At 65.9% G+C, this 21,162-nt stretch carries 18 protein-coding genes and 1 tRNA gene; 10 read left to right on the forward strand and 9 right to left on the reverse strand.

The features are described from left to right. Window positions 1–2: 2 nt before the first annotated feature. The 3 genes from EO170_RS03935 to EO170_RS03945 form a co-directional block, all read right to left on the reverse strand. Window positions 3–770 (reverse strand): class I SAM-dependent methyltransferase, encoded by a 768-nt coding sequence (locus tag EO170_RS03935; protein ID WP_164739366.1) that lies wholly within the window; start codon window positions 768–770, stop codon window positions 3–5. 2 nt (window positions 771–772) lie between these two features. Further along, window positions 773–1,057, reverse strand: coding sequence for a DUF4190 domain-containing protein (locus tag EO170_RS03940; protein ID WP_016903110.1), 285 nt, complete (start codon window positions 1,055–1,057; stop codon window positions 773–775). A 339-nt stretch (window positions 1,058–1,396) separates the two neighbouring features. Then, window positions 1,397–2,929, reverse strand: coding sequence for an aldehyde dehydrogenase family protein (locus EO170_RS03945; protein WP_126942621.1), 1,533 nt, complete (start codon window positions 2,927–2,929; stop codon window positions 1,397–1,399). Between the two features lie 133 nt (window positions 2,930–3,062). Here EO170_RS03945 and EO170_RS03950 point away from each other — a divergent pair. From EO170_RS03950 to EO170_RS03960, 3 genes are all read left to right on the forward strand, one after another. Continuing rightward, window positions 3,063–3,139, forward strand: a tRNA-Arg gene (locus tag EO170_RS03950). A gap of 310 nt (window positions 3,140–3,449) precedes the next feature. Then, window positions 3,450–3,728, forward strand: coding sequence for a hypothetical protein (locus EO170_RS21690; protein ID WP_241239383.1), 279 nt, complete (start codon window positions 3,450–3,452; stop codon window positions 3,726–3,728). A gap of 307 nt (window positions 3,729–4,035) precedes the next feature. Then, window positions 4,036–4,569 carry a GNAT family N-acetyltransferase gene (locus EO170_RS03960; protein WP_206513974.1) on the forward strand — a complete coding sequence of 178 codons (534 nt, stop codon included), beginning with the start codon at window positions 4,036–4,038 and terminating at the stop codon, window positions 4,567–4,569. A gap of 200 nt (window positions 4,570–4,769) precedes the next feature. Here EO170_RS03960 and pgaD read toward each other — a convergent pair whose 3' ends face one another. The 4 genes from pgaD to EO170_RS03980 are packed head-to-tail and all read right to left on the reverse strand — an operon-like array spanning window position 4,770 to window position 10,308. Next, on the reverse strand, window positions 4,770–5,216 hold the full coding sequence (gene pgaD / locus EO170_RS03965) for a poly-beta-1,6-N-acetyl-D-glucosamine biosynthesis protein PgaD (protein ID WP_104585335.1): 447 nt from the start codon (window positions 5,214–5,216) through the stop codon (window positions 4,770–4,772). Next, window positions 5,213–6,466, reverse strand: a complete 1,254-nt coding sequence (gene pgaC, locus EO170_RS03970) for a poly-beta-1,6-N-acetyl-D-glucosamine synthase (protein ID WP_104585337.1) — start codon at window positions 6,464–6,466, stop codon at window positions 5,213–5,215. Before pgaC ends, pgaD begins: the two co-directional genes overlap by 4 nt. 3 nt (window positions 6,467–6,469) lie before the next feature. Further along, on the reverse strand, window positions 6,470–8,368 hold the full coding sequence (gene pgaB, locus EO170_RS03975; RefSeq protein WP_115676841.1) for a poly-beta-1,6-N-acetyl-D-glucosamine N-deacetylase PgaB: 1,899 nt from the start codon (window positions 8,366–8,368) through the stop codon (window positions 6,470–6,472). Beyond that, window positions 8,350–10,308, reverse strand: coding sequence for a tetratricopeptide repeat protein (locus tag EO170_RS03980; RefSeq protein ID WP_126942804.1), 1,959 nt, complete (start codon window positions 10,306–10,308; stop codon window positions 8,350–8,352). The genes pgaB and EO170_RS03980 overlap by 19 nt, the downstream gene beginning before the upstream one ends. A 764-nt stretch (window positions 10,309–11,072) precedes the next feature. Between EO170_RS03980 and EO170_RS03985 the strand changes: the two genes are divergently transcribed. The 3 genes from EO170_RS03985 to EO170_RS04000 all read left to right on the forward strand — a co-directional run bounded on the left by EO170_RS03985 (window position 11,073) and on the right by EO170_RS04000 (window position 15,581). Beyond that, window positions 11,073–11,573, forward strand: a complete 501-nt coding sequence (locus EO170_RS03985; RefSeq protein ID WP_180496960.1) for a TspO/MBR family protein — start codon at window positions 11,073–11,075, stop codon at window positions 11,571–11,573. Between the two features lie 520 nt (window positions 11,574–12,093). Further along, a complete protein-coding gene (thrA, locus tag EO170_RS03995; protein ID WP_126942627.1) occupies window positions 12,094–14,601 on the forward strand; it encodes a bifunctional aspartate kinase/homoserine dehydrogenase I in 2,508 nt (835 codons plus the stop codon). Between the two features lie 29 nt (window positions 14,602–14,630). Beyond that, window positions 14,631–15,581, forward strand: coding sequence for a homoserine kinase (locus EO170_RS04000; RefSeq protein ID WP_126942807.1), 951 nt, complete (start codon window positions 14,631–14,633; stop codon window positions 15,579–15,581). Window positions 15,582–15,655: 74 nt separating this feature from the next. Here the strand turns inward: EO170_RS04000 and EO170_RS04005 are convergent, their stop codons facing one another. Further along, a complete protein-coding gene (locus EO170_RS04005; RefSeq protein WP_104585347.1) occupies window positions 15,656–15,970 on the reverse strand; it encodes an EthD family reductase in 315 nt (104 codons plus the stop codon). 143 nt (window positions 15,971–16,113) lie between these two features. Here EO170_RS04005 and thrC point away from each other — a divergent pair, with 143 nt between their 5' ends. Further along, the gene (gene thrC, locus EO170_RS04010; RefSeq protein ID WP_206513978.1) at window positions 16,114–17,424 is read left to right on the forward strand and encodes a threonine synthase; all 1,311 of its coding nucleotides are present in this window, start codon (window positions 16,114–16,116) and stop codon (window positions 17,422–17,424) included. Between the two features lie 101 nt (window positions 17,425–17,525). Continuing rightward, window positions 17,526–18,272 (forward strand): murein L,D-transpeptidase catalytic domain family protein, encoded by a 747-nt coding sequence (locus tag EO170_RS04015; RefSeq protein ID WP_126942633.1) that lies wholly within the window; start codon window positions 17,526–17,528, stop codon window positions 18,270–18,272. 28 nt (window positions 18,273–18,300) lie between these two features. Here the strand turns inward: EO170_RS04015 and EO170_RS04020 are convergent, their stop codons facing one another. Beyond that, on the reverse strand, window positions 18,301–18,924 hold the full coding sequence (locus tag EO170_RS04020) for a helix-turn-helix domain-containing protein (protein ID WP_164740894.1): 624 nt from the start codon (window positions 18,922–18,924) through the stop codon (window positions 18,301–18,303). Between the two features lie 246 nt (window positions 18,925–19,170). Between EO170_RS04020 and hisS the strand changes: the two genes are divergently transcribed. Further along, window positions 19,171–20,604, forward strand: a complete 1,434-nt coding sequence (gene hisS / locus EO170_RS04025; RefSeq protein WP_126942639.1) for a histidine--tRNA ligase — start codon at window positions 19,171–19,173, stop codon at window positions 20,602–20,604. Between the two features lie 222 nt (window positions 20,605–20,826). Beyond that, entirely contained in the window at window positions 20,827–21,153 is a 327-nt protein-coding gene (locus EO170_RS04030; protein ID WP_126942642.1) for a YerC/YecD family TrpR-related protein, read from the forward strand. Window positions 21,154–21,162: the final 9 nt, after the last annotated feature.

Raw genomic sequence — 21,162 nt, forward strand, 5'->3', positions numbered from 1 at the left:
GGTCAGTTCAATCCCCCGGCGAACACCCGGGTCTGGTATTGGAAGTCGATCAGCCCGTCGCGCGCGTGCGCATCGAACAGCGTGCGCAGCGCGGCGAGCATCGGGACATGACGCGGGTCATGCGCCAGCGGCGCATATGACGAAGACAACAGCCGGCCACGCAAGGCATCGAAGTCCAGCCGTTGCACGTTGGGAAAGCGCGCCATCGCGCGGAAGCCGTCGCCGAACCACGCCTGCATGGTGGCATCGTCCTGATAGCGCTCGGCCACGGCCGAATAGTCGGTGCCGTAGTCCAGCAGCAGTTGTTCGTAGCCGCGCAGGAAGTCGGTGGTGTCCAGTTCGCGGCTGTTCCAGTAGATCACCGCCAGCCCGCCGGGCTGCAGGATGCGCGCCCATTCGGCGCGCACCGCCCGAACGTCGAACCAGTGGAAGGCCTGCGCCGCGGACACCAATCCGACACTGGCAGCGGCCAGCCCGGTGGCCTCGGCGGTGCCGTCGACCGCGCGGAAGGTGGGGAACTCCGCCAGCCACTGTTGCGCGGCTTCGCGCATGGCCGGGTTGGGTTCCACCGCCGTGACCGGATAGCCGGCCTCCAGGAACAGCCGGCTGGAGATGCCGGTGCCGGCACCGATATCGGCCACCGTGGTGGCCGGCGTCACGCCCAGCTCTTCGTGCAGCCAGCGCAGCAGTTGTGGCGGATAGCTTGGCCGGTAGCGCACATAGGCCGCGACGCGGTCGTTGAAGCGTTGGGCGGAGGAGGGCGCGGCCATGCTCAACTGTTGGCGGCCGCAAGCCAGGCCAGGCCGCCGAAGAACAGGATGAAGATCGCCACCCCTGCCACCCAGAGCGCAACCGCCAACCAGCCAAGAATCAGCCCGCCGATGGCCAGCCCGTCGCCGTCCAGCCCCTGCGGATTGCGGCGGATTTCGCCGCGCGCCAGATGGCCGGTGATGATGGCGCAGAGGCTGCCGAGGAACGGGATCAGCGTCCAGCCGAGAATGCCCGAGACCAGGCTGACGATGGCCATGGCGCTGGTCTGTCGAACGACGACGTTCATCATGAACTCCTGAAGTGGCGGCAGCCGACGGCTGGCGTGGCCCGATTATCCCAGAGCCGCCGCCGGAATGGCGTGCCATCTGCGGCCAAACGCGATCGCGTGGTCGGGTTTGACGCGAACTGGCGGGGCTGGATGTCTGCTCGCCCCGGCATCGGACTGAGCGGCGAGGGAAACCTTGGACGCCCAGATGATGCGCAGGTGCGACTCACGGCTGTGACCACGGCATCGGGGCCACGCCGCCGGGAGCGTGGATGCCGGGCGCGGACGCACCGGAGCAGCCATGGTCCGGCACGCATGCGACAGCGCCGGCGCGATGCCCGGCGCGCCTGCACACGTCGATCAGAGATCGAACTTGATGCCCTGCGCCAGCGGCAGCGAGTCGGAGTAGTTGATCGTATTGGTCTGGCGACGCATATAGACCTTCCACGCATCCGAGCCGGATTCGCGGCCACCGCCGGTCTCCTTCTCGCCACCGAACGCACCGCCGATCTCCGCACCGGAGGTGCCGATGTTGACGTTGGCGATGCCGCAGTCGCTGCCGGCCGCCGACAGGAACTTCTCGGCCGCCTTCAGGTTCTGGGTGAAGATCGACGACGACAGGCCCTGTGGCACGCCGTTCTGCAGCTCGATCGCCTCGTCCAGCGTGCTGTACTTCATCACGTACAGGATCGGCGCGAAGGTCTCGTGCTGCACCACCGCGTCGCTGTTCTGCAGCCCGGTGACGATCGCCGGCAGCACGAAGTTGCCAGGGCGATCGATCGCGGTGCCGCCCACTTCGACCGTGCCGCCGGCCGCCTTGGCCTTGGCGATCGAGGCCAGGAACTGCTCCACCGCACCCTGGCTGTTGAGCGGGCCCATCAGGTTGGCCGGGTCGGTGGGGTCGCCGATCTTGCTGTCGAGCTGCCTGTACGCCTTGACCAGCGTGGCCAGCACGTTGTCGTAGATGGATTCATGCACGATCAGGCGGCGCGTGGTGGTGCAGCGCTGCCCGGCGGTGCCCACCGCGCCAAACACGATGCCGGGGATGGCCAGCTTCAGGTCGGCGGTTTCGTCCAGGATGATGGCGTTGTTGCCGCCCAGTTCCAGCAGGCAACGGCCCAGGCGGCGCGCGACCTTTTCCGCAACCACGCGGCCGATCTGGGTCGACCCGGTGAAGCTGATCAGCGGCACGCGGCCGTCCTCGACCAGCTTCTCGGACAGGGAGGTGCCGGCATCGTTGATCAGGAAGAAGATGTCCGGGAAGCCGGCGTCCTTGAGCGCGGCATTGCAGATCTTCATCGTCGCGATCGCGGTCAGCGGGGTCTTGTTGGACGGCTTCCAGATGCAGATATCGCCGCAGATCGCCGCCAGGAACGCATTCCACGCCCACACCGCCACCGGGAAGTTGAACGCACTGATGATGCCGACCAGGCCCAGCGGCTGGTACTGCTCGTACATGCGGTGGCCGGGACGTTCCGAGTGCATGGTGTAGCCATAGAGCATGCGGCTCTGGCCGACCGCGAAGTCGGCGATGTCGATCATCTCCTGCACCTCGCCATCGCCCTCGGGCTTGCTCTTGCCCATTTCCAGCGCCACCAGCGAGCCCAGCGCATCCTTGTGCGCGCGCAGCGCCTCGCCACACCGGCGGACGGCTTCCCCACGGCGCGGCGCCGGCGTGGTCCGCCAGACCTTGAAGGCGGCCTGCGCACGCTGGACGATCAGCTCGTAATCCTCCGGCGTGGTCGCCTGCACATCGGCGATCACCGCATTGGTGGTCGGATTGAGCGGCTGCAGCACCCCGGCGCCGGTCGCCTGCGACCAGGTCGCCTCGCCAAGATAAGTACCGGAATTGGACGCGGCGAGGTCGAGCGCCTTGAGCAGGTCAGCGGACATGGGATCTCCAAAGGTCGGGACGGTCGCGCGGCAGCCAGGGCCACCGCGACACGGGTAGCCGCCGATTTTAGCAGGCTCCGCCAACCACCCACCGGCTTGGCAATCGCAACGATCGTGCGACAATGCCCACCTTGGCCCCGTAGCTCAGCTGGATAGAGCGTCCCCCTCCTAAGGGGAAGGTCGCCCGTTCGAATCGGGCCGGGGTCACCAGGAATCAATCACTTAGCATCTCGAGCGGTTTGGTTTCGGCAGGCACATGTGTGCCGGCTCATCCTCGAAGATGTTTCCACCTGATCGGAATGGTCTGGCAAATGGGCAGCGGCGGTCATGGGCTGGTCCAGCCGGCACGCATGAGCGGTCATGACGCGTAAGCGGATCTCAAAGACGTACCGCCACGGCTGCGACGCAGCGGGAGGAGTGAGATGACGGAGCTGCTGCCATGCAAACGAGGCCGCCGTTGATTACGCCAGATATCTAAAAACCATCTGGATCAGATGGATTGAATATAAAGCAGTACATCATGGAGAAAACCATCAGACTCGCCGGCCCGGCCGATATCGATGCAATTTTTGATATTCGCACCCGGGTTCACGAAAATCGTTTCTCCCGCGATCAACTGGTGGAAATGGGCATTACCCCCGCAACCATACAAAAGGCAATTCTAGAAGCCCATGCGCTTGGGTCGCCGAGGTCAATGGTGCCCCCGTCGGTTTTTCTATGGTTGATGTCGAGGAAGGATGTGTGTTCGCCGCTTTCGTTCTACCCGACTTCGAGGGGAACGGATTGGGGCGCAGATTGATGGATAAAGCGGAGGCTTGCTTATTTCAGCGCCATCGGACGATTTGGCTGGAAACGGCTGAGGCTAGCCGTGCGAGTGGCTTTTATCGAAGCCTGGGCTGGCAGCCTGTGAAGAACTTGCCGGGAGGTGATGTCTGCTTTGAAAAGTGCCAGAGATAACAACCGGAAATGTACTGACAAGGGACTCGGGCTTAGGCGGGTGTCCGCTTAATCACGCGAGGTGTACTGAGCACGTGCTTACCGTGGTATCGCCGTGGGAGCACCTCATCAGTACGCTAGGGACGTTGCTTGGATAAGGATCGCAATGCATGACGTTGGAACACCTGCGAGTGGACTGGAGCCAGATCGAACTGGTGTCGCCGCGCCTACGACTTCGGCCGTTTACGCCAGCTGATGCAGACGAGGTGTTTGCATGCATCACTCCTTCCTTGACGCGCTACATGTCGTTTGATCCTCCGCAATCACGGATGGATTTCAAGGGTGTCTGGCAAGGTTGGTTGAAGGAAAATGAAAAGGGGGAGGATTTCAACTTTGTGATACGGATCGGCGCTACGCGAGCATTTGCTGGACTGTGCGGTCTTCATCGCACAGGTACGCCTGAGCCGGAAGTCGGCATCTGGATCCGGGAAAGCGAACATGGCCATGGGTACGGGCGTGAAGCGGTTAGAACAGTCGTTGGCTGGGGGGCGGAAGCGTTTGGCTCTGCCGGATTCATCTATCCCGTCGCGGATGTGAATAGGCCAAGCCGTCGCATCGCCGAGTCCCTTGGTGGCGTCGAGGTTGGGCGAAGTTCGGGAGTCAAATACGATTCCGTGGTGTACAGGATCCCGGCCCGAAGCTGATCTGCGCCCGCTGTTTTGATGGCGTGGATGTGGAGAGTTGCCATGGTTGTTCTCACCGTATAAATCGTCACGGTGCCCAGGCTCCTGTCCGCAATGTGCATCCGCCGGTGCGCACGTTGCACGGTTTCTTTGATACGGGCCGAGCCTGGAGCGAACATCATGGTTTTGCGCCAGGATGTTGCACGAACTGCAAGAACCACTCACCCGCGCCGTACCACCCGCACCCCCACCGGCCGCGCAAACTTATCCATCGCCACCGATGAGATGCGGCTGTGGCGCAGCAGGCTGCCGAGCTGTTCGGGGACGCCCAGGCGTTGATCGACTTCCGGTTCGAGCACGGTGGGGCGGCGCTTGCGCCGGTCGGCCTTGGCGAAGCGGATGCGGTTGTACTCGGCCCAGCCGACGGTGGTGATGGCGCTCATCAGTGCGATCACCGGCAGGGCGCCCAGCGCGAACGGGTCCAGGGCGTTGTGCTTGAGATACAGTTCCGTGTAGGCGCTGCGCAGGCCGAAGAACCAGGCGATCAGCGTCGCCAGTGGTGCCCACAGATAGAAATAGACCATCCAGGCGCCGGCGGTGGCGGCGCCGTAGGCGAGGCGGCGCGAGCGGCCGAGGCGTTGTGGCAGGTTGATGATGGGCGGTGTCATTGGATTCCTCGGTCGGGGCTTTTCCAGCGGGCGCGTTTGCTGCGACGTGCGAGCAGGGCGCGGGGGAAGGCGATGACGGCAGTGAGCATGCCGATCATCCAGAAGGCGACCGGATACCAGATCACCCAGAAGAACTGACGCGCCAGGCCTTTTTCGTAGCGGCGTTCGATCACCAGGCTGGTGGCGAACTGCATCAGGCACACCACCGCCAGCACCAGCCCATGCCAGCGCGGCAGGATGGTGTCGACGTACAGCGCAGGCGGCAGCGGGATGACCTTGCCGAGCAGCCACAGCACGATGATGAAGAGCATCGTGTAGGCCCAGGCCAGGCTGAGCGCGTATTCCAGCAACACGCCCCACATGCGTCGGCTGCGCCAGGACAGCACGCGGCGGCCGTGGCTCAACAGCACTTCCACGCCGCCGCGTGCCCAGCGCAGGCGCTGCATCCACAGGCCACGGAAGGTCTCCGGCATCAGGATCCAGCACAGCGCGTTGGGCTCGTAGCGGATATCCCAGTCGTCCAGCTGCAGACGCCAGGAGATGTCGATGTCTTCGGTGACCATGTTGTCGGACCAGAAGCCGACGTGGTGCAGCGCCGAGCGGCGAAACGCGCAGATCACGCCCGACACCGTGAACAGGCGCCCGTAGACGCGCTGCGCACGTTTGATCAGGCCCACGATGGCGGAAAATTCGCCCACCTGCATGCGGCCCATCAGCGTGGTGCGGTTGCGCACGCGCGGATTGCCGGTGACGCCGCCGACGCGCGGGCCGGAGATCAGGTGGCCCACCATCCAGCGCGTGGCATTCGGGTCCAGGATGGCGTCGGCATCCACGCACACCAGGTAGTCCGAGCGCGATGCAAGCGTGCCGACCCGCAGCGCGTTGGCCTTGCCGTGGTTCTGTTCCAGGTGCACCACGCGCAGGCGCGGATGCTGGTGGGTGAGATCGTCGAGCGCCTCGGCCGTGTTGTCGCTGCTGCCATCGTTGATGGCGATGATCTCGAAATCCGGATAGTTCTGCGCGCTCATCGCGGCGATGGTTTCGCCGACATGCTTGGCCTCGTTGTAGCAGGGCACCAGCAGCGATACGAACGGCTCGCTGGCCAACGGTGGCGGCGACGAGGGGCCGGGCGTGCCGCGTTCGCGTCGCAGGTAGTAGTACGTGCCTCCGATCATCCAGAAGAACGCCATGATGATGGGATAGAAAAACGCGAAGTTGAACAGGGCGCCCAACAGGAGGCTGGTCGTCATCGGTTACCGCTCGATATATGGGAATTGCCGAGCCGACATGGCCTCGCGCGCTTCGGGAAGAGACGGGTGGCCGCCGATGAAGTCGTCGGGGTAGTACGCCAGATGGCGCACGCCCGCAGCCAGGAGCAATTTGCTGTGTGCGAGCAGCACACCGTCAGGCAATGGCTTGCCGGTGCGCCAGTCCACGGTCTGCAGTTCGAAAATGGTGTTCTCCAAACCATGCGGCTGCTGGCCGACACGCTGTGCCAGCTGCTGCAGCCACTGCTGCGGATCGTTGGCCTGTTCCATGTACGGCATCGCCATCAGCGCGGTGTAGTCGTAGGCCGAAGCAAAGGCGTCCAGGCGCTGCGCAAACCAGGCTTCGCTGTGCGGCTCCAGCACTGGCTGCGCGAACAGGTTGCGCACCGTCACCAGCTTGGGCCGCCAGCGTTCGGCGGCTGCCTTCAGCTCCTGGGTGAAACCGATCAGCTGCTGCGTGCGCCTGGTCGGGTCGCCACCGCCGTAGGCAGGCACTTCGTCGTCGCGCAGATAGGCATCGTCATGGAACAGCAGGCCTTCGAAGTAGGTGTTGGCGGCCAGGTCTTCGTAGATGTCGGCGACCAGCTGATGCGTGCGCGGATTGCCCGGATCCAGGCGCGGCACATCCTTGGCATCCTTGCCGCGAATCTGCAGCGCGGCCTGCTGCTGTGCATCGGGCAGATGGAAGCCCAGCACCGGCAGCCAGGCGAACACACGCACGCCGGCACGGGTACGCAGTTGCCAGGCCACACGCCCGAACAGGTCCGCACGCATCGGCAGATGACGGTTGGGGAAATACAACGCATCGGCGGCGCCATCGCCGTCCGGGTCGGCGAAGGCCTGCAGGAACACATGGCTGGGGCCGATGTCCTTGACCCGCTGGACCAGGATGTCGAGGTTGCGTGCCAGCTGCGCCGGGTCCGGGTCGTAGACGTAATCCAGATCGATCTGGATCGCGCGCAGGCCATCGCGCGACAGATCGCGTCGCAGTTCGCCGGCCAGGTCGCGCACATCGGGATTGTTGAACAGCAACAGGCGGCCGAGGCTGGCCAGCGATTGCCCGTCCACGCGGTCGCGGCCCTGCTGGCCGATATCGGCTTCGTGCGAGCGGCCTTCCAGGTCGAAGCTCAGCGTCATGCCCAGTTGCGCGGCTATGGCGTTGCTGGCGCGGTTGTAGGCGGCATACGGCCACACCATGGCGCGCGGCGGTGTGCCCAGGTGCGCCACGATCGCGTCGCGGCTATGGCGCAGATCGGTCTGGATGCGCTGGCGATACTCCGCTTCGCTCTCGTAGCCCTTGCCTGCATCCCAGCGCCGGGTGACCGCCGCCGGGGTCTGATTGCCGAACGGGTTGCCCGCGATGCCCTTGTGCAGATCGTCGCTATGCGAGCCGATTTCGACCAGGCCGCTGTCCTGCATCTCGCGCAGCTGCGCCCAGGTGACGAAATCCTCGTGGGTGAAATCGCGATGGCCGTAGGGCACCACCTGGCCGGCGGGCAATTCGACCCAGCTGGTGACGGGTGCGACCAGCGCGGGATAGCCGTAGGCCTGCAATAACGGGAACACACGCGTGTAGACGCTGCGCAAGCCGTCGTCGAAGGTCAGCAACACCGGCCTGGAGGGCAGGGCACGCTTGCCGGCACGTGCATCCAGCACCTGCTGCACGCTCACCGGGTGATAGGCATGCGAGCGCAGCCAGTCCAGATGCGCGGCGAAGTTGTTGGTGGACACCGCATAACGATCGGGATCGCCCTTGGCGGCGACATCGTCGCGAACATCGTGGTAGCTGAGCACCAGCAGGCCCGCCTGCGCCGACGACGCGAACGTCATCAGCAACAAGGCGACCAGCAGCAGCGGCAGGCGGATCAAGGCGTACCTCCCCATCGGAAATCCAGGTCGAATCCAAGTTGTTGTTCGCGCTGGCCGTCGTAGACCGGGCGCGACCAGCTCACGCCGTAGCTGAGCGCACTGCCGTCGCCCAGTGACCACAGGTGCCGGTAGGCCGCGCCGGGCACCCACTGGCTACCGAAGCCGGACTGATAGGTCGGCCCGACCGTGACCTCCAGCCGCTGCCGGAACGCGTAGTCGTAGCGACGCCAGCCGATCTGATCGATGCGTACGCCGGCCGCCACCGCAGAGCTGCGGCGCGGATTGAAGTAATTGACGGCGCGCTCGTCTTCGGCGCGTCCGGCCGAAGCGGCGAACAGGCCATCCAGCAGCACATGCGGGCTGGCCCACAGGCGTTGGCTGCCCGAAAGATCGAGTTGATCGCGCCGATTGCCGTCGCTGTAACGCAATTGGCGTGCCTGCAGTTCCCAACGGCTTTCGTCGTTGGGTGTCCAGCGCAGGGCCGCGCCGATGCTGTCGCCGGTGATGCCGAAGCGGCGGGCCTGCAATGAGGCTTCCGGATCGCGCGTGCGCCACGCAACGCTGCCGTACCAGGCATCGGAAAACCGCCAGCCGGCATCCAGTGCCCAGGCGGTGCCATCGCGATCGAAGTCGTCGAGCGCCCGTCCGCCGTACGCACTGACATCCAGGCGGTCGTAGTGATAGTGCGTTCCCAGCCAGAAGCTGCGATAGCGCACACGCGTGTCCTGGAAGTCGGCCCAGTCGTCGCGTGCACGCAAACCCACACGCCAGCCTTCGCCGAGAAATGGCGATTCGGCTTCCAGCAACGTACTACCGAAGTCGTTGCCCAGCGGCGAGGTGCTGTTGGTCAACGTGTCGTTGTCGCTGCGTCCGCGTGCATGGCTCAGATGCACCTGCCAGCCGCGTTGACGTTCCAGCGAAGCGCCAAGCCGTTGCAGGCCGGCGTCATCCGGATATTCCCTGCGCAGCGGGGCAAATGTCGCATCGGCCAGGTCCAGGCGATCCAGATCGCGCTGCGCCTCGACCACGCCACTGCGCGCCTGTTTTTGATGCGGATCCAGCGTCAATGCCACCGCGTTACGCTGCAGCGCTTTGCTGGGGTGCCCGCGACGGAATTCGATCGAGGCAAGCGCCGCCTGCAGTTCCGCGTTGTCGGGGCCGATGGCCACGCGCTCGCGCAGCAGGCCTTCTGCGCCGCGATTGTCATTGGCGGCCGAGCGCGCGGTGGCCAGGGCGATATCTGCGCTGAAGCGATCCCAGTTTTCGTAGCCGCTGTTCGCACCGTTGCGGCGCGGCCAGGGCGCCTGCGTGGCCGCGAGCGTTTCGAACAGTGGCATCGCCAGATCGAAGCGTTCCTGCTCCAGCAATGCGTAGCCCAGCAACAGCTGGGTATTGAAGTCGTCCGGGGTGTGCTGCAAGGCTTGCCGCAGCACGGCCTCGGCCTCGGCCGGGCGGCGCAGGCCCATCAGCGAATCGCCGACCGTCGGCAGCACATACGCGGGAACGTCGATGCCTTCTGCTTTCAAGGCCTGGTAGCTGGCCACCACGTCGCGATGTCGCTGACGCTGGTTGAGTGCGGCCAGGCCATCGACACGCAGCCGCGTGGCTTCCCACCTCGACGTCGGCGGTGATTCGCGTTCGATGCGGGCGATGTTGACCAGGGCCTGGTCGGTCTCCGCGTAGCGGTGCACGGCATCGATGGGCTCGGCGCTGGCCCACCCGATCATGCGGGCGACGCGGTCGTTTTCGATGCGCTCGCGCTCCTGCTGCGAGAACCAGTCCGGATGCCGCCATACGGCCTCTGCCGCAAGCTGCGCACTGCCGAGGTCGCTCAGCGTGATCGCGCGCATGGTGTAGGCGCCACGATCCCTTGGGTTCGCACGCAACACGCGCTCGTAAATGGCCAAGGCATCCGCATACCGCTGCTGGCTGCGTAACTGCTCGGCCTGCCGCATGGGAGTGGGGGCGATGGAGGCGTCAGTCACCGCGTTCGGCCGCACTTCACCACTGTGCGCCTGGGGCACACATGCGGCAATCAAAGCAAGGCTGAACAGAGGGGTGAATGCGCCTGAGCGGTCAGGACAACCGCGACGCACGTGGTTGCAAAAGCTGGGGGAGGAGGCAGTGCATTAGCGATCCGGGCGTATGACGACCGGCGATACTGCGTATGCCTATGTAAAGTCTACGTCGTCAAGAAATTGACGCGACCTTCATCGGATCAGCTTGCTTAAATTGTGACGCACAGCGCACTTGGCTGGTGGGTCGACGACTGGCGCCACTGTCCACCGTCGACTGATGGAGCCGTAGACAAGCGGGAGACGCTCATCAAAACAGACCGGACAATGATCGACACCATGATGTGCAGCCCAGCTCATCCAGCAGGAATAACCAGTCATGGCGTCTGATATCCCCTGGTTGCAGTGCCCGCGCAGATTTCGTGATAGATAATAACCTTGCTTTTATTGAATGCTGCTCCGTCGATTGACTTTATCCTGAGTTAATCGGTTTCGCGAGTTGGCGGGCTTGAATCGAGGTCAATGGAACTGCTTGGAAATTCAGGCGGCCGCCAAATCAGGTGGATCACTGGGAATGCGGCGGGCTGAATCTCCCGTCGATGTATCATTTACGTGCTCTGATTTATTGGGCATTGGCTAGCGCTGCGGAAGTGAAGGGGTTGGCACGACGGCAAGTTTTTTTTGCGAAAGCAGGCGTAGTGAGATTGGACAGGAAAATGACGGGTAAATCCCGATTGCTGGGACTGCTGGGCTGGTTGGTGCTGTGCTATTTGGTGGCGGCACTAGGGGCGGCGGCGTCAATCAAGGCGGCGAGCTTCTACGCCGGCTTGCTGCGGCCGGATTGGGCACCGCCGGGATGGGTGTTCGGGCCGGTGTGGACTGTGTTGTACGGGATGATGGCGGTGTCGGTGTGGCTGGTCTGGCGGCGCGGTGGGTGGAGCAGTGCCCGTGGGGCGCTGAGCCTGTTCGTGTTGCAGTTGGGGTTGAACGGATTGTGGAGCTGGCTGTTCTTTGCCTGGCACATGGGGGCGTGGGCATTTGTCGACATCGTGGCGCTTTGGTTGACGTTGGTGCTGACGATTGCGGCTTTCGCCAGGCGACAACGCGCTGCCGCGTGGCTGTTGGTGCCATATCTGCTGTGGGTGAGTTTTGCGGCGGCGTTGAACCATGCGGTGTGGCAACTCAATCCGCAGGTGCTTGGCTAGGGCCTGCATGGGTCAAAAGCGTCTGATGCACCTCTGCGTCAGGCGCGAGAGGTGGCGTGGCCGCCACGCTGGACTAGCCGGATCCGTGTTGTCCGGCACCAGGTCTCCGCGACAGGATGTTGCGCAAGCGCCGCTCGGCGCGGCGCACAAAAAGTTTCCATAGCAATCAATCGCTTGTGGCTGCATCGCTTAAATGTTTGTCCTGCAAGGCTTTCTGCGTGGGTCTTGCGTTGCGCAAGGCTGGCTTGATGCGCAGTGCTTGACAGCCTTCACCCCGGTGATGTCTTTTGCACACATGCCTAATGCTTTCGCCACCACTTCGCTTACCTGTCAGCCGCAGCTGCGGCCGGGTGCGGGCGTGGCCGGCATTAGCACCACCATTACCACCGTCACCATTCGCCCGGTGCGGCCCGTCGTCTTCGCGTAACTTCCGAAAACCACGGCCCCGCACCCGGATCAGGATGCGGGGGCTTTCCTCCCTCATCTGATGCGGACGGGGCCTCCCCAACGAGGTCTGTCGATGTCATCGCTTGCTGTTTCACTCGAACCCGCTGCTGTTCTCGCGTCCTCTGCGCGCACCGTCGTGCACAAATTCGGCGGCACCTCGGTGGCCGATGCCGAGCGCTACCGGCATGTGGCGCAGTTGTTGCTGGCACGCGAGGAGTCGGTGCAGGTCACCGTGGTGTCGGCGATGAAAGGTGTGACCGATGCGTTGATCGAATTGGCCGAACTGGCGGCGCAAGATCGCCCCGAGTGGCGCGAGCGCTGGCATGAAACGCGTGCACGCCATCGTGGCGCGGCGGTGGCCCTGCTGGGCGAGCATTCCGGGCCGACGGTGGAATGGCTGGACGAGCGCTTCGAGCATCTGGCGCAAATCCTCGGTGCGCTGGCGGTGATCGGCGAGTTGCCGCGCGAAGTGCTCGACCGCGTGCAAGGCCTGGGCGAGGTGTATTCGGCGCAGTTGCTCGGCGACCATTTCCGTGCGCTTGGCGAGGATTGCGCGGTGCTGGATGCGCGCGATGTACTGGTGGTCAACCGCGGCGAATTGGGCGTGGATGTGGATTGGGAGGTCAGCGCGCAGCGGCTTGCGACCTGGCGCCAGGCGCATCCGCAGACGCGCGTGGTGGTCACCGGGTTTGTGGCGCGCGACCGCGCCGACCGCATCACCACGTTGGGGCGAAACGGCAGCGATTATTCCGGGGCGATCTTCGCGGCCTTGTTCGATGCCGATGAGCTGCATATCTGGACCGATGTGGATGGCGTGCTGTCGGCCGACCCTCGCGTGGTGCCCGAAGCGGTACAGCTGGAAACGTTGAGCTACGACGAAGCCTGCGAACTGGCCTATTTCGGCGCCAAGGTGGTGCATCCGCAGACCATGTCGCCGGCGATCGAGCGCGGCCTGCCGATCATCATCCGCAATACCTTCCAGCCCGAACATCCGGGTACGCGCATCACCGCCAGCAGCGCAGTCAGCGGGCCGATCAAGGGGCTGACGCTGAGCCCGGATCTGGCCGTGCTCAACCTGGAAGGCACCGGCCTGATCGGCGTGCCGGGCACCGCCGAGCGCGTGTTTGCGGCGCTGCGCACGGCGCAGGTGTCGGTGGTGATGATCTCGCAGGGTTCTTCAGAGCATTCTATCTGTTGCGTGGTCAAGCAGCATGAATCCGAGCGCGCGCGCAATGCCTTGCTGCAGGCCTTTGCGCATGAACTCACGGTCGGCCAGGTGCAGCGCGTGCAACTGACCACCGGCATCAGCGTGCTGGCGGCGGTGGGCGATGGCATGGCCGGGCAGCCCGGTGTGGCGGCGCGGCTGTTCGAATCGCTGGGGCGTGCGCAGGTCAATATCCTGGCGATTGCGCAGGGCTCCTCGGAGCGCAACATCTCGGTGGCCATCGACGCGGCACACGCGACCAAGGCCTTGCGTGCGGCGCATGCCGGCTTCTGGCTGTCGCCGCAGACGTTCTCGGTGGGCGTGATTGGCCCGGGTAACGTGGGAGCGGCGTTGCTGGACCAGTTGCGCATCGCGCAACCGCAGTTGCTGGGCAAGGCCAACCTGGACCTGCGCCTGCGCGCGGTGGTCTCGCGCGGCCGCATGTTGCTCGACGAGCGCGGCCTGGTCGGCAACTGGCGCGATGCCTTCGCCTCCGCCGCCACCGCGACCGATCTGGAGCGTTTCACCACGCATCTGTTGTCCGCGCACCTGCCGCATACGGTGATCATCGATTGCAGCGGTAGCGCGGACGTGGCCGATCGCTATGCGGACTGGCTGGCTGCCGGCATCCACGTGGTGACGCCGAACAAGCAGGCCGGCTCCGGTCCGTTGCAGCGGTATCAGGCGATCCGTGCGGCGGCCGATGCCAGCGGCGCGCGCTTCCGTTACGAAGCGACCGTGGGCGCCGGCCTGCCGGTGATCACCACGCTGCGCGACCTGGTCGATACCGGCGATACGGTGACCTCGATCGAAGGCATCTTCTCCGGCACGCTGGCCTGGCTGTTCAACAAATACGATGGCAGCGTGCCGTTCGCCGAACTGGTGACGCAGGCACGCGGCATGGGCTATACCGAACCGGACCCGCGCGACGATCTGTCCGGTGTGGACGTCGCGCGCAAGCTGGTGATCCTGGCGCGCGAAGCCGGGCGCGAGATCAGCCTGGAGGATGTGCAGGTCGAGAGCCTGGTGCCTGAAGCACTGCGTCAGGCCAGCGTGGACGATTTCATGGCGCGCCTGCATGAGGTGGATGCGACCTTCGCACAGCGCCTGGCCGATGCACGTGCACGCGGCAATGTGCTGCGCTATGTCGCGCAGCTGCCGCCGGATCGCGCGCCCAGCGTGGGCCTGGTCGAGCTGCAGGCCGATCACGCCTTCGCCAACCTGCGTCTGACCGACAACGTGGTGCAGTTCACCACGCGTCGCTACTGCGAGAATCCGTTGGTGGTGCAGGGGCCCGGTGCGGGCCCGGAAGTCACCGCGGCCGGCGTGTTTGCCGATCTGCTGCGGGTGGCGGCGGGCGAAGGGGCACGCTTGTGAACCAGGCGGTTGCAGACCAGGCCACGCAGATGCAACAGGTGGCGATTGCTGCGCGCGAGCTGGGCCAGGCACGCGCCTTCGCACCGGCCTCGGTGGCGAATGTGGCGGTGGGATTCGATCTGCTCGGCTATCCCATCGATGGCGTCGGCGACACCGTCACCGTGCGGCGCATCGAGGCGCCGCTGGTGCGCATCGCCGCCATCCGCGGCACCACCGTGGCCTTGCCGCTGGATGCCGCGCGCAACACCGCGGGTGCGGCCTTGATGTCGTTGCGCGCGGCGCTGGCGCTGCCGTTCGGTTTCGAGATCGAAATCGACAAAGGCATCGCGCTGAGTTCGGGCATGGGCGGTTCGGCAGCGTCCTGCGTGGCGGCGTTGGTTGCCGCCAACGCGCTGCTGGATGCGCCGCTGCGCAACGAGCAGCTGTATCAGCACGCCCTCGATGGCGAGGCGGTGGCCAGCGGCAGCCGCCATGGCGACAACCTGGGCCCGCTGTTTCTAGGCGGCCTGGTGTTGTGCACGCTGGAGCGTCTGGTGCCGATCAACGTGCCGGCGGCGTGGCACAGCCTGCTGGTGCATCCGGACGCGGTGCTGGAAACGCGGCGCGCGCGCGAAGCCCTGGCCGGCGACTATCAGCTGCGCGAGTTCGTCGCCCAAAGCACCAACCTGGCCCTGGTGCTGGCCGGTTGCCATGCCGGTGATGCCGATTTGGTGCGTGCGGGCCTGCGCGACGTGCTGATCGAACCGCGCCGCGCGCCGTTGATCGCCGGCTTCGCCGCTGCCAAGCAGGCCGCGCTGGATCATGATGCCCTCGGTGCCAGCATCTCCGGCGCCGGCCCCAGCGTGTTCGCCTGGTTCGCATCGCGCGCGGCCGCCAACGCTGCCGCCGCAGCGGTGAAGGCCGCCTTCGCAGGCGTTGGCCTGGACAGCCAGCACTGGGTATCCCCGATCGCCAGCCCGGCCGCGCGGTTGCTCGCATGAGCCATCGCGCGCCTGTCGTTGTCGATCGATCGCCCGCGCACGGCAGGCACGCCGTGCAGCGCGCAAGGCACGCGTCAACCGACCACGACCTCGCTGATCTGCATCACCGGCGCAAGATCGGTGTAGTTGGGAATGTCGCCCAGGATTTCCTGTGCATGTGGCCCGAAGCCGGCGTTGAAGGCCTCCACCGAGTCGCAGAAAATGTGGCACATGCCGATGTAAGCCGGGGGGCTGCCCGGCTCGCCGCCGCTGATGCCCTTGTCCACCGTGTAGCGCAGGCAGGCCGCGCCCATCCGCGCGCTCACCAGCGGCATATGCGCGTCGCGGTAGTAGGCATGGTCGAAGCGGGCGCCTTCGCGGTACGGGTACATCACGCTGACCTTGATCATCTGCCGGCTCCACTGGAAGGTGCGCGCAGCATAGCGCCGCGCCGCCCTTGCCGGGCGCCCCTGCGGCGCAGCGCGGCCATGCCGCGGTGTCCGGTCTTTTCATTCACGGGCCACGCCCCGTCTTCGCCTTGTCTGGAGTCGTCATCATGAACTTCCTCTCCACCCGTGGCGGCGCACCCGCCGCAAGCCTGAGCCAGGCGATTGCCGCCGGCCTGGCACCCGATGGCGGCCTGTACGTGCCGCAGGCCCTGCCACCGGCACGCACGCTGGCGGCAGGTGCCACGCTGGCCGACACTGCCGCCACGTTGCTGCAGCCATTCTTCGACGGCGATGCATTGGCGCCAGAGCTGCCGGCCATCTGTGCCGAAGCGTTCGACTTCCCGGCGCCGCTGGTGGCCCTGGGCACGCCCGGCGACTACGCGCTGGAGCTGTTCCATGGCCCGACCGCCGCGTTCAAGGATTTCGGCGCGCGCTTTCTTGCGGCCTGCCTGACCCGCCTGCGGCGTGCCGAAGGCCGGCCGCTCACCATCCTGGTCGCCACTTCCGGCGACACGGGCGCTGCGGTGGCGGCGGCCTTCCATCGCCAGCCGGGCCTGCGCGTGGTGGTGCTGTATCCGGATGGGCGCGTGTCGCCGCGCCAGGCGCATCAGCTGGGCTGCTTCGGCGACAACATCCAGGCCTTGCGCGTGGCCGGCACGTTCGACGATTGCCAGGCGATGGTCAAGCAGGCCTTGAACGATGCCGCGCTGCAGGCGCAGCTGCCGCTGAGTTCGGCCAACAGCATCAGCCTGGGCCGCTTGCTGCCGCAGATGAGCTACTACGCGCACGCCGCCCTGCAGCACCATGCCGGCGCGGGGGCGGCGCTGAATCTGGTGGTGCCCACCGGCAACCTGGGCAACGGGCTGGCGGCGATCCTGGCGCGCGCGCTCGGTGTGCCGCTGGGCCGTATCGCGCTGGCGTCCAATGCCAATCATGTGTTGCCGGATTATTTTGCCGGCGACGATTACGCGCCGCAGCCCAGCGTGGCGACGCTGGCCAATGCGATGGACGTGGGCGCGCCAAGCAACTTCGAACGGCTGCGCTGGCTCTACGACGGCGACGATGCCGCGTTGCGCGAGGCCTTCCGTGCGCTTTCGGTGGACGATGCGACAATCCGCCAGACCGTGCAGCAGCGCTTTGCCCGCTATGGCGAAGTGCATTGCCCGCATACCGCCACCGCTGTGCATGTGCTGGAGCAGCTGCGGGCGGAAGGGGCCGAAGGCGGCACCGGCGACTGGGCGGTGGCGGCCACCGCGCATCCGGCCAAGTTCGAAGGCGTGGTCGAGCCCCTGATCGGGCGCGAGGTGGGCGTGCCGCCGGCGCTGGCCGCGCTGCTGCAGCGTCCCGCGCATGCCGAAACGCTGGCGCCGGACTATGCCGCGTTCCGGCAGCGCCTGCTTGCGGATGCGGCCTGACCGAACGTGTTCAGGGTATTGGGGTTGGAAAGTGCCGCCCATGGGGCTATTTCTAGCGGGTGCGGCCCCAGCGTGGCGCCGCGTCCGATGTGGGTTGGTGCATGTCTTATCGAGTGATCGCCGTTGCCGCCGCGTTGTGCGGGTGGGCAGCGGCTGGAGCGGCCAGCGCGGCCGATGTCATGTCTGCCTCGCCGTTGCCGGCGCTGGGCGCACCGCGTATCGGTCTGGTCGATGCATTGGCGCGGCAGGCGCCATCGCTGGATCGCCAGGTGCTGGCGCTGGCGGCCGAAGCTTTGCAATGCGCGCGGCAGCGCCAGCAGGTGGGCACCGAGCGCGTGCTCAGCGTCATCGACTACAGCCGGCCGTCGACCGAGCGCAGGCTATGGGTGTTCGATCTGGAGCGGCAGCGGCTGCTGTTCCAGGAATGGGTGGCGCACGGGCGCAATACCGGCAACAACCTGGCGGCCAAGTTCTCCAATGACGACGGCAGTTTCCAGTCCAGCCTGGGCGCATTCACCGCGCAGGAGTCGTATACCGGCCACAACGGCTATTCGTTGCGGCTCAAGGGCCTTGAGCCCGGGTTCAACGATCATGCGCGCGACCGCGCGATCGTGATCCATGGTGCGCCCTATGTCAGCGAGGCGGTGATCCGCACGCAGGGCCGGCTCGGCCGCAGCCTGGGCTGCCCGGCGGTGCGTCCGGCGGTGGCCAAGCAATTGATTGATACCTTGCGTGAAGGCGCCTTCGTGTTCGCCTACTACCCGGACCGGGCCTGGCTGCGGCAATCGCGGCTGCTGGGCGGCGGATGTGGTGCGTCGGTGGCAAGTGCGAATGCGGGCGGGCGCTGAGGCGTTCCGGCTTGCCAGCTATTAAGTCTCAGACGGTATCGCCGGCAAGGCTGCGCAGCGCCGCGTAATCCAGGATCTGCACCAGATGCAGCTGCGGCAGCGCGATCAACTGCTGTTGCCTGAGTTTGGTGAAGGTGCGGCTGACCGTTTCCACGGTCAGCCCGAGATGGTCGGCGATATCGCTACGGCTCATCGGCAGCGCGACGGTGTCGCCGCTGGCGCCGGGCTGGGTGGAGCGGGCCGCCAGGCGCAGCAGGAAGTGCGCCAGCCGTTCGCTGGGTTGCAGGCGCGCCAGCAGCAGGCCGGTGTCCTGTGCGGCGGCCAGTTCCATGCTGGCGCGCTGCAGCAGCTTGCGTTCCAGCTGCGGATAGCGCTCGCGCAACTGGCGCATCTGTGCCATCGGGGTGCGGCAGACCCGGCTGTCGATGATGGCTTCGATGTCGTGGCGGTGCTGCGGCGTTTCGGTCAGGCCGACATAGTCGCCCGGCAGCACGAAGCCGGTGACCTGGCGGCGGCCGTCGGCCAGCGTGCGCACCATGCGCAGCGCGCCGGAAGTCAGCGTATAGACGTGCTGGCGGGTGTCGCCGGCGCGCACCAGGGTGCTGCCGGGCGCATAGGACTGGGCGCTGGTGGCCTGGTCGAGCGCGTCCATTTCCTGCGGCGACAGCGCCGCGCAGATGGCCCGGCCGCGGACTGCACACAGCGCGCAGTCGGAACCGCGCGCATCGCTGCGCCCGGACGCGCTGGGCGCCGGGCAGGTCGTGCTGGGGTCTGAAAGCTGCCGGTACATGAGTCACGCACTGCTGGAACGCAGGTGAATGATACGCCATGCGGTCAGCGCGGCCGCCCAGCCGGTAGAATTGCGCGTTCGCCACATTGCCCTGCAGGAGTTTCGCTCGTGATCAAGCCCCGTACGCCGCCCGGCATCATGGAATTGCTGCCGCGCGAGCAGATCGCGTTCCAGCGCATGCTGGACGTCATCCGCCGCAACTACGAGCGGTTCGGGTTCCTGCCGGTCGAAACTCCGGTATTCGAGCTGTCCGATGTGTTGCTGACCAAGTCCGGTGGCGAGACCGAGCGCCAGGTGTACTTCGTGCAGTCCACCGGCGCGCTGGCCAATGCCGCTGCCGCGGCAGACGAAGGCGGCGAGGGTGGCTTGCCCGAGCTGGCGCTGCGCTTCGACCTGACCGTGCCGCTGGCGCGCTACGTGGCCGAGCACGAGCACGACCTGAGCTTCCCGTTCCGCCGCTACCAGATGCAGCGCGTCTATCGCGGCGAGCGTGCCCAGCGCGGGCGTTTCCGCGAGTTCTACCAGTGCGACATCGACGTGATCGGCAAGGATGCGTTGAGCATCCGCTACGACGCCGAGGTGCTGGCGGTGATCCACGCGGTGTTCGCCGAGCTGGGCATCGGCGCGTTCAAGGTGCAGTTGAACAACCGCAAGCTGTTGCGCGGTTTCTTCGAAAGCCTGGGCGTGGCCGAGGGTGAGCTGCAACTGGCGGTGTTGCGCGAGGTCGACAAGATCGACAAGCGCGGCGCCGACTACGTGCGCGACACGCTGGTGGGCGAAGGCTTCGGCATCGCCGCCGAGCAGGTCGACAGGATCCTGGCCTTCGTGGCGGTGCGCTCGAACGGGCATGCCGATGCGCTGGCGCAGCTGCAGGCGCTGGAGGCCTCGGTCGCTGCGAGCGCGACCCTGGGCGAGGGCATCGCCGAGCTGCGCGAAGTGCTGGAGCTGGTCAAGGCACTGGGCGTGCCGGAGAGCGCGTATTGCCTGAACTTCTCGATCGCGCGCGGGCTGGACTACTACACCGGCACCGTCTACGAGACCACGCTGACCGACCATCCGCAGATCGGCTCGATCTGCTCGGGCGGCCGCTATGAAAGCCTGGCCAGCCACTACACCAAGTCCAGGTTGCCTGGCGTGGGCATCTCGATCGGCCTGACCCGCCTGTTCTGGCAGCTGCGCGAGGCCGGCTTGATCCAGGGCATCGCCGAGAGCAGCGTGCACGCGATGGTGGCGCTGATGGACGAGTCGCGGCTGGAAGACGCGCTGGATATCGCGCGCCGGCTGCGCATCGGCGGCATCAATACCGAAGTGCAGATGGAGCCGAAGAAGATCGGCAAGCAGTTCCAGTACGCCGCGCGCGCAGGCATCCGCTTCGTGGTGTTGGCCGGCGACGACGAGCTGGCGCGCGGGGTGGTGGCGGTCAAGGACCTGGTGCGCGAGCAGCAGTTCGAGGTGGCCCGCGACGAGCTGGCCAGCACCTTGCTTGTGGAACTGGAGCAGGCCAGGGCGATGCTGATCGCTGGAGGCGTCGACGGCAATTGACGTCGCCGGAAGCGGTAAGAAGGCGCCGCCTGGTCGGTAACGGCAGCAGCGGCGCCGGGTGCATCCCGATGCACGGACAGGCCCATCGACGCCTCGGTGTCGGTGGGTTTGTCGTTTCTGACTCGCCGCACCGTCCGGGATGTCCCTGAACGCTTTGCCCGCGGCGCTTGTTCTATGGCCTGCGTTTGCGTTAATGTGCTAACACGCTATTACATTAACGCAATGAAACAACGACCTGCCCCCCGCGAAAGTGCCGATGCCACCGCCTCCCTCAAGGTGCTGGCCGATGCGCTGGCGTGCCTGAAGGAACCCGGCGCGGTCGAGGCCTTTCTGCGCGATCTGTGCACGCCCGCCGAGCTGGAGGCCATGTCGGATCGCTGGCGGGTGGTGCCCTTGTTGATCAAGGGCGTGCCGTATCGCGAGATCCACGAGCTGACCCAGGTCAGCGTGACCACCATCGGGCGCGTTGCGCGCACCCTGGAACATGGCGCCGGCGGCTATGCCGAGGCCCTGCGCGAGCAATCGTCGCGCCCTGTCGAATCCCACTGAGAGAACAAG

This window comes from Xanthomonas sp. BRIP62409 (assembly GCF_003992965.1).
Lineage (GTDB): Bacteria > Pseudomonadota > Gammaproteobacteria > Xanthomonadales > Xanthomonadaceae > Xanthomonas > Xanthomonas euroxanthea.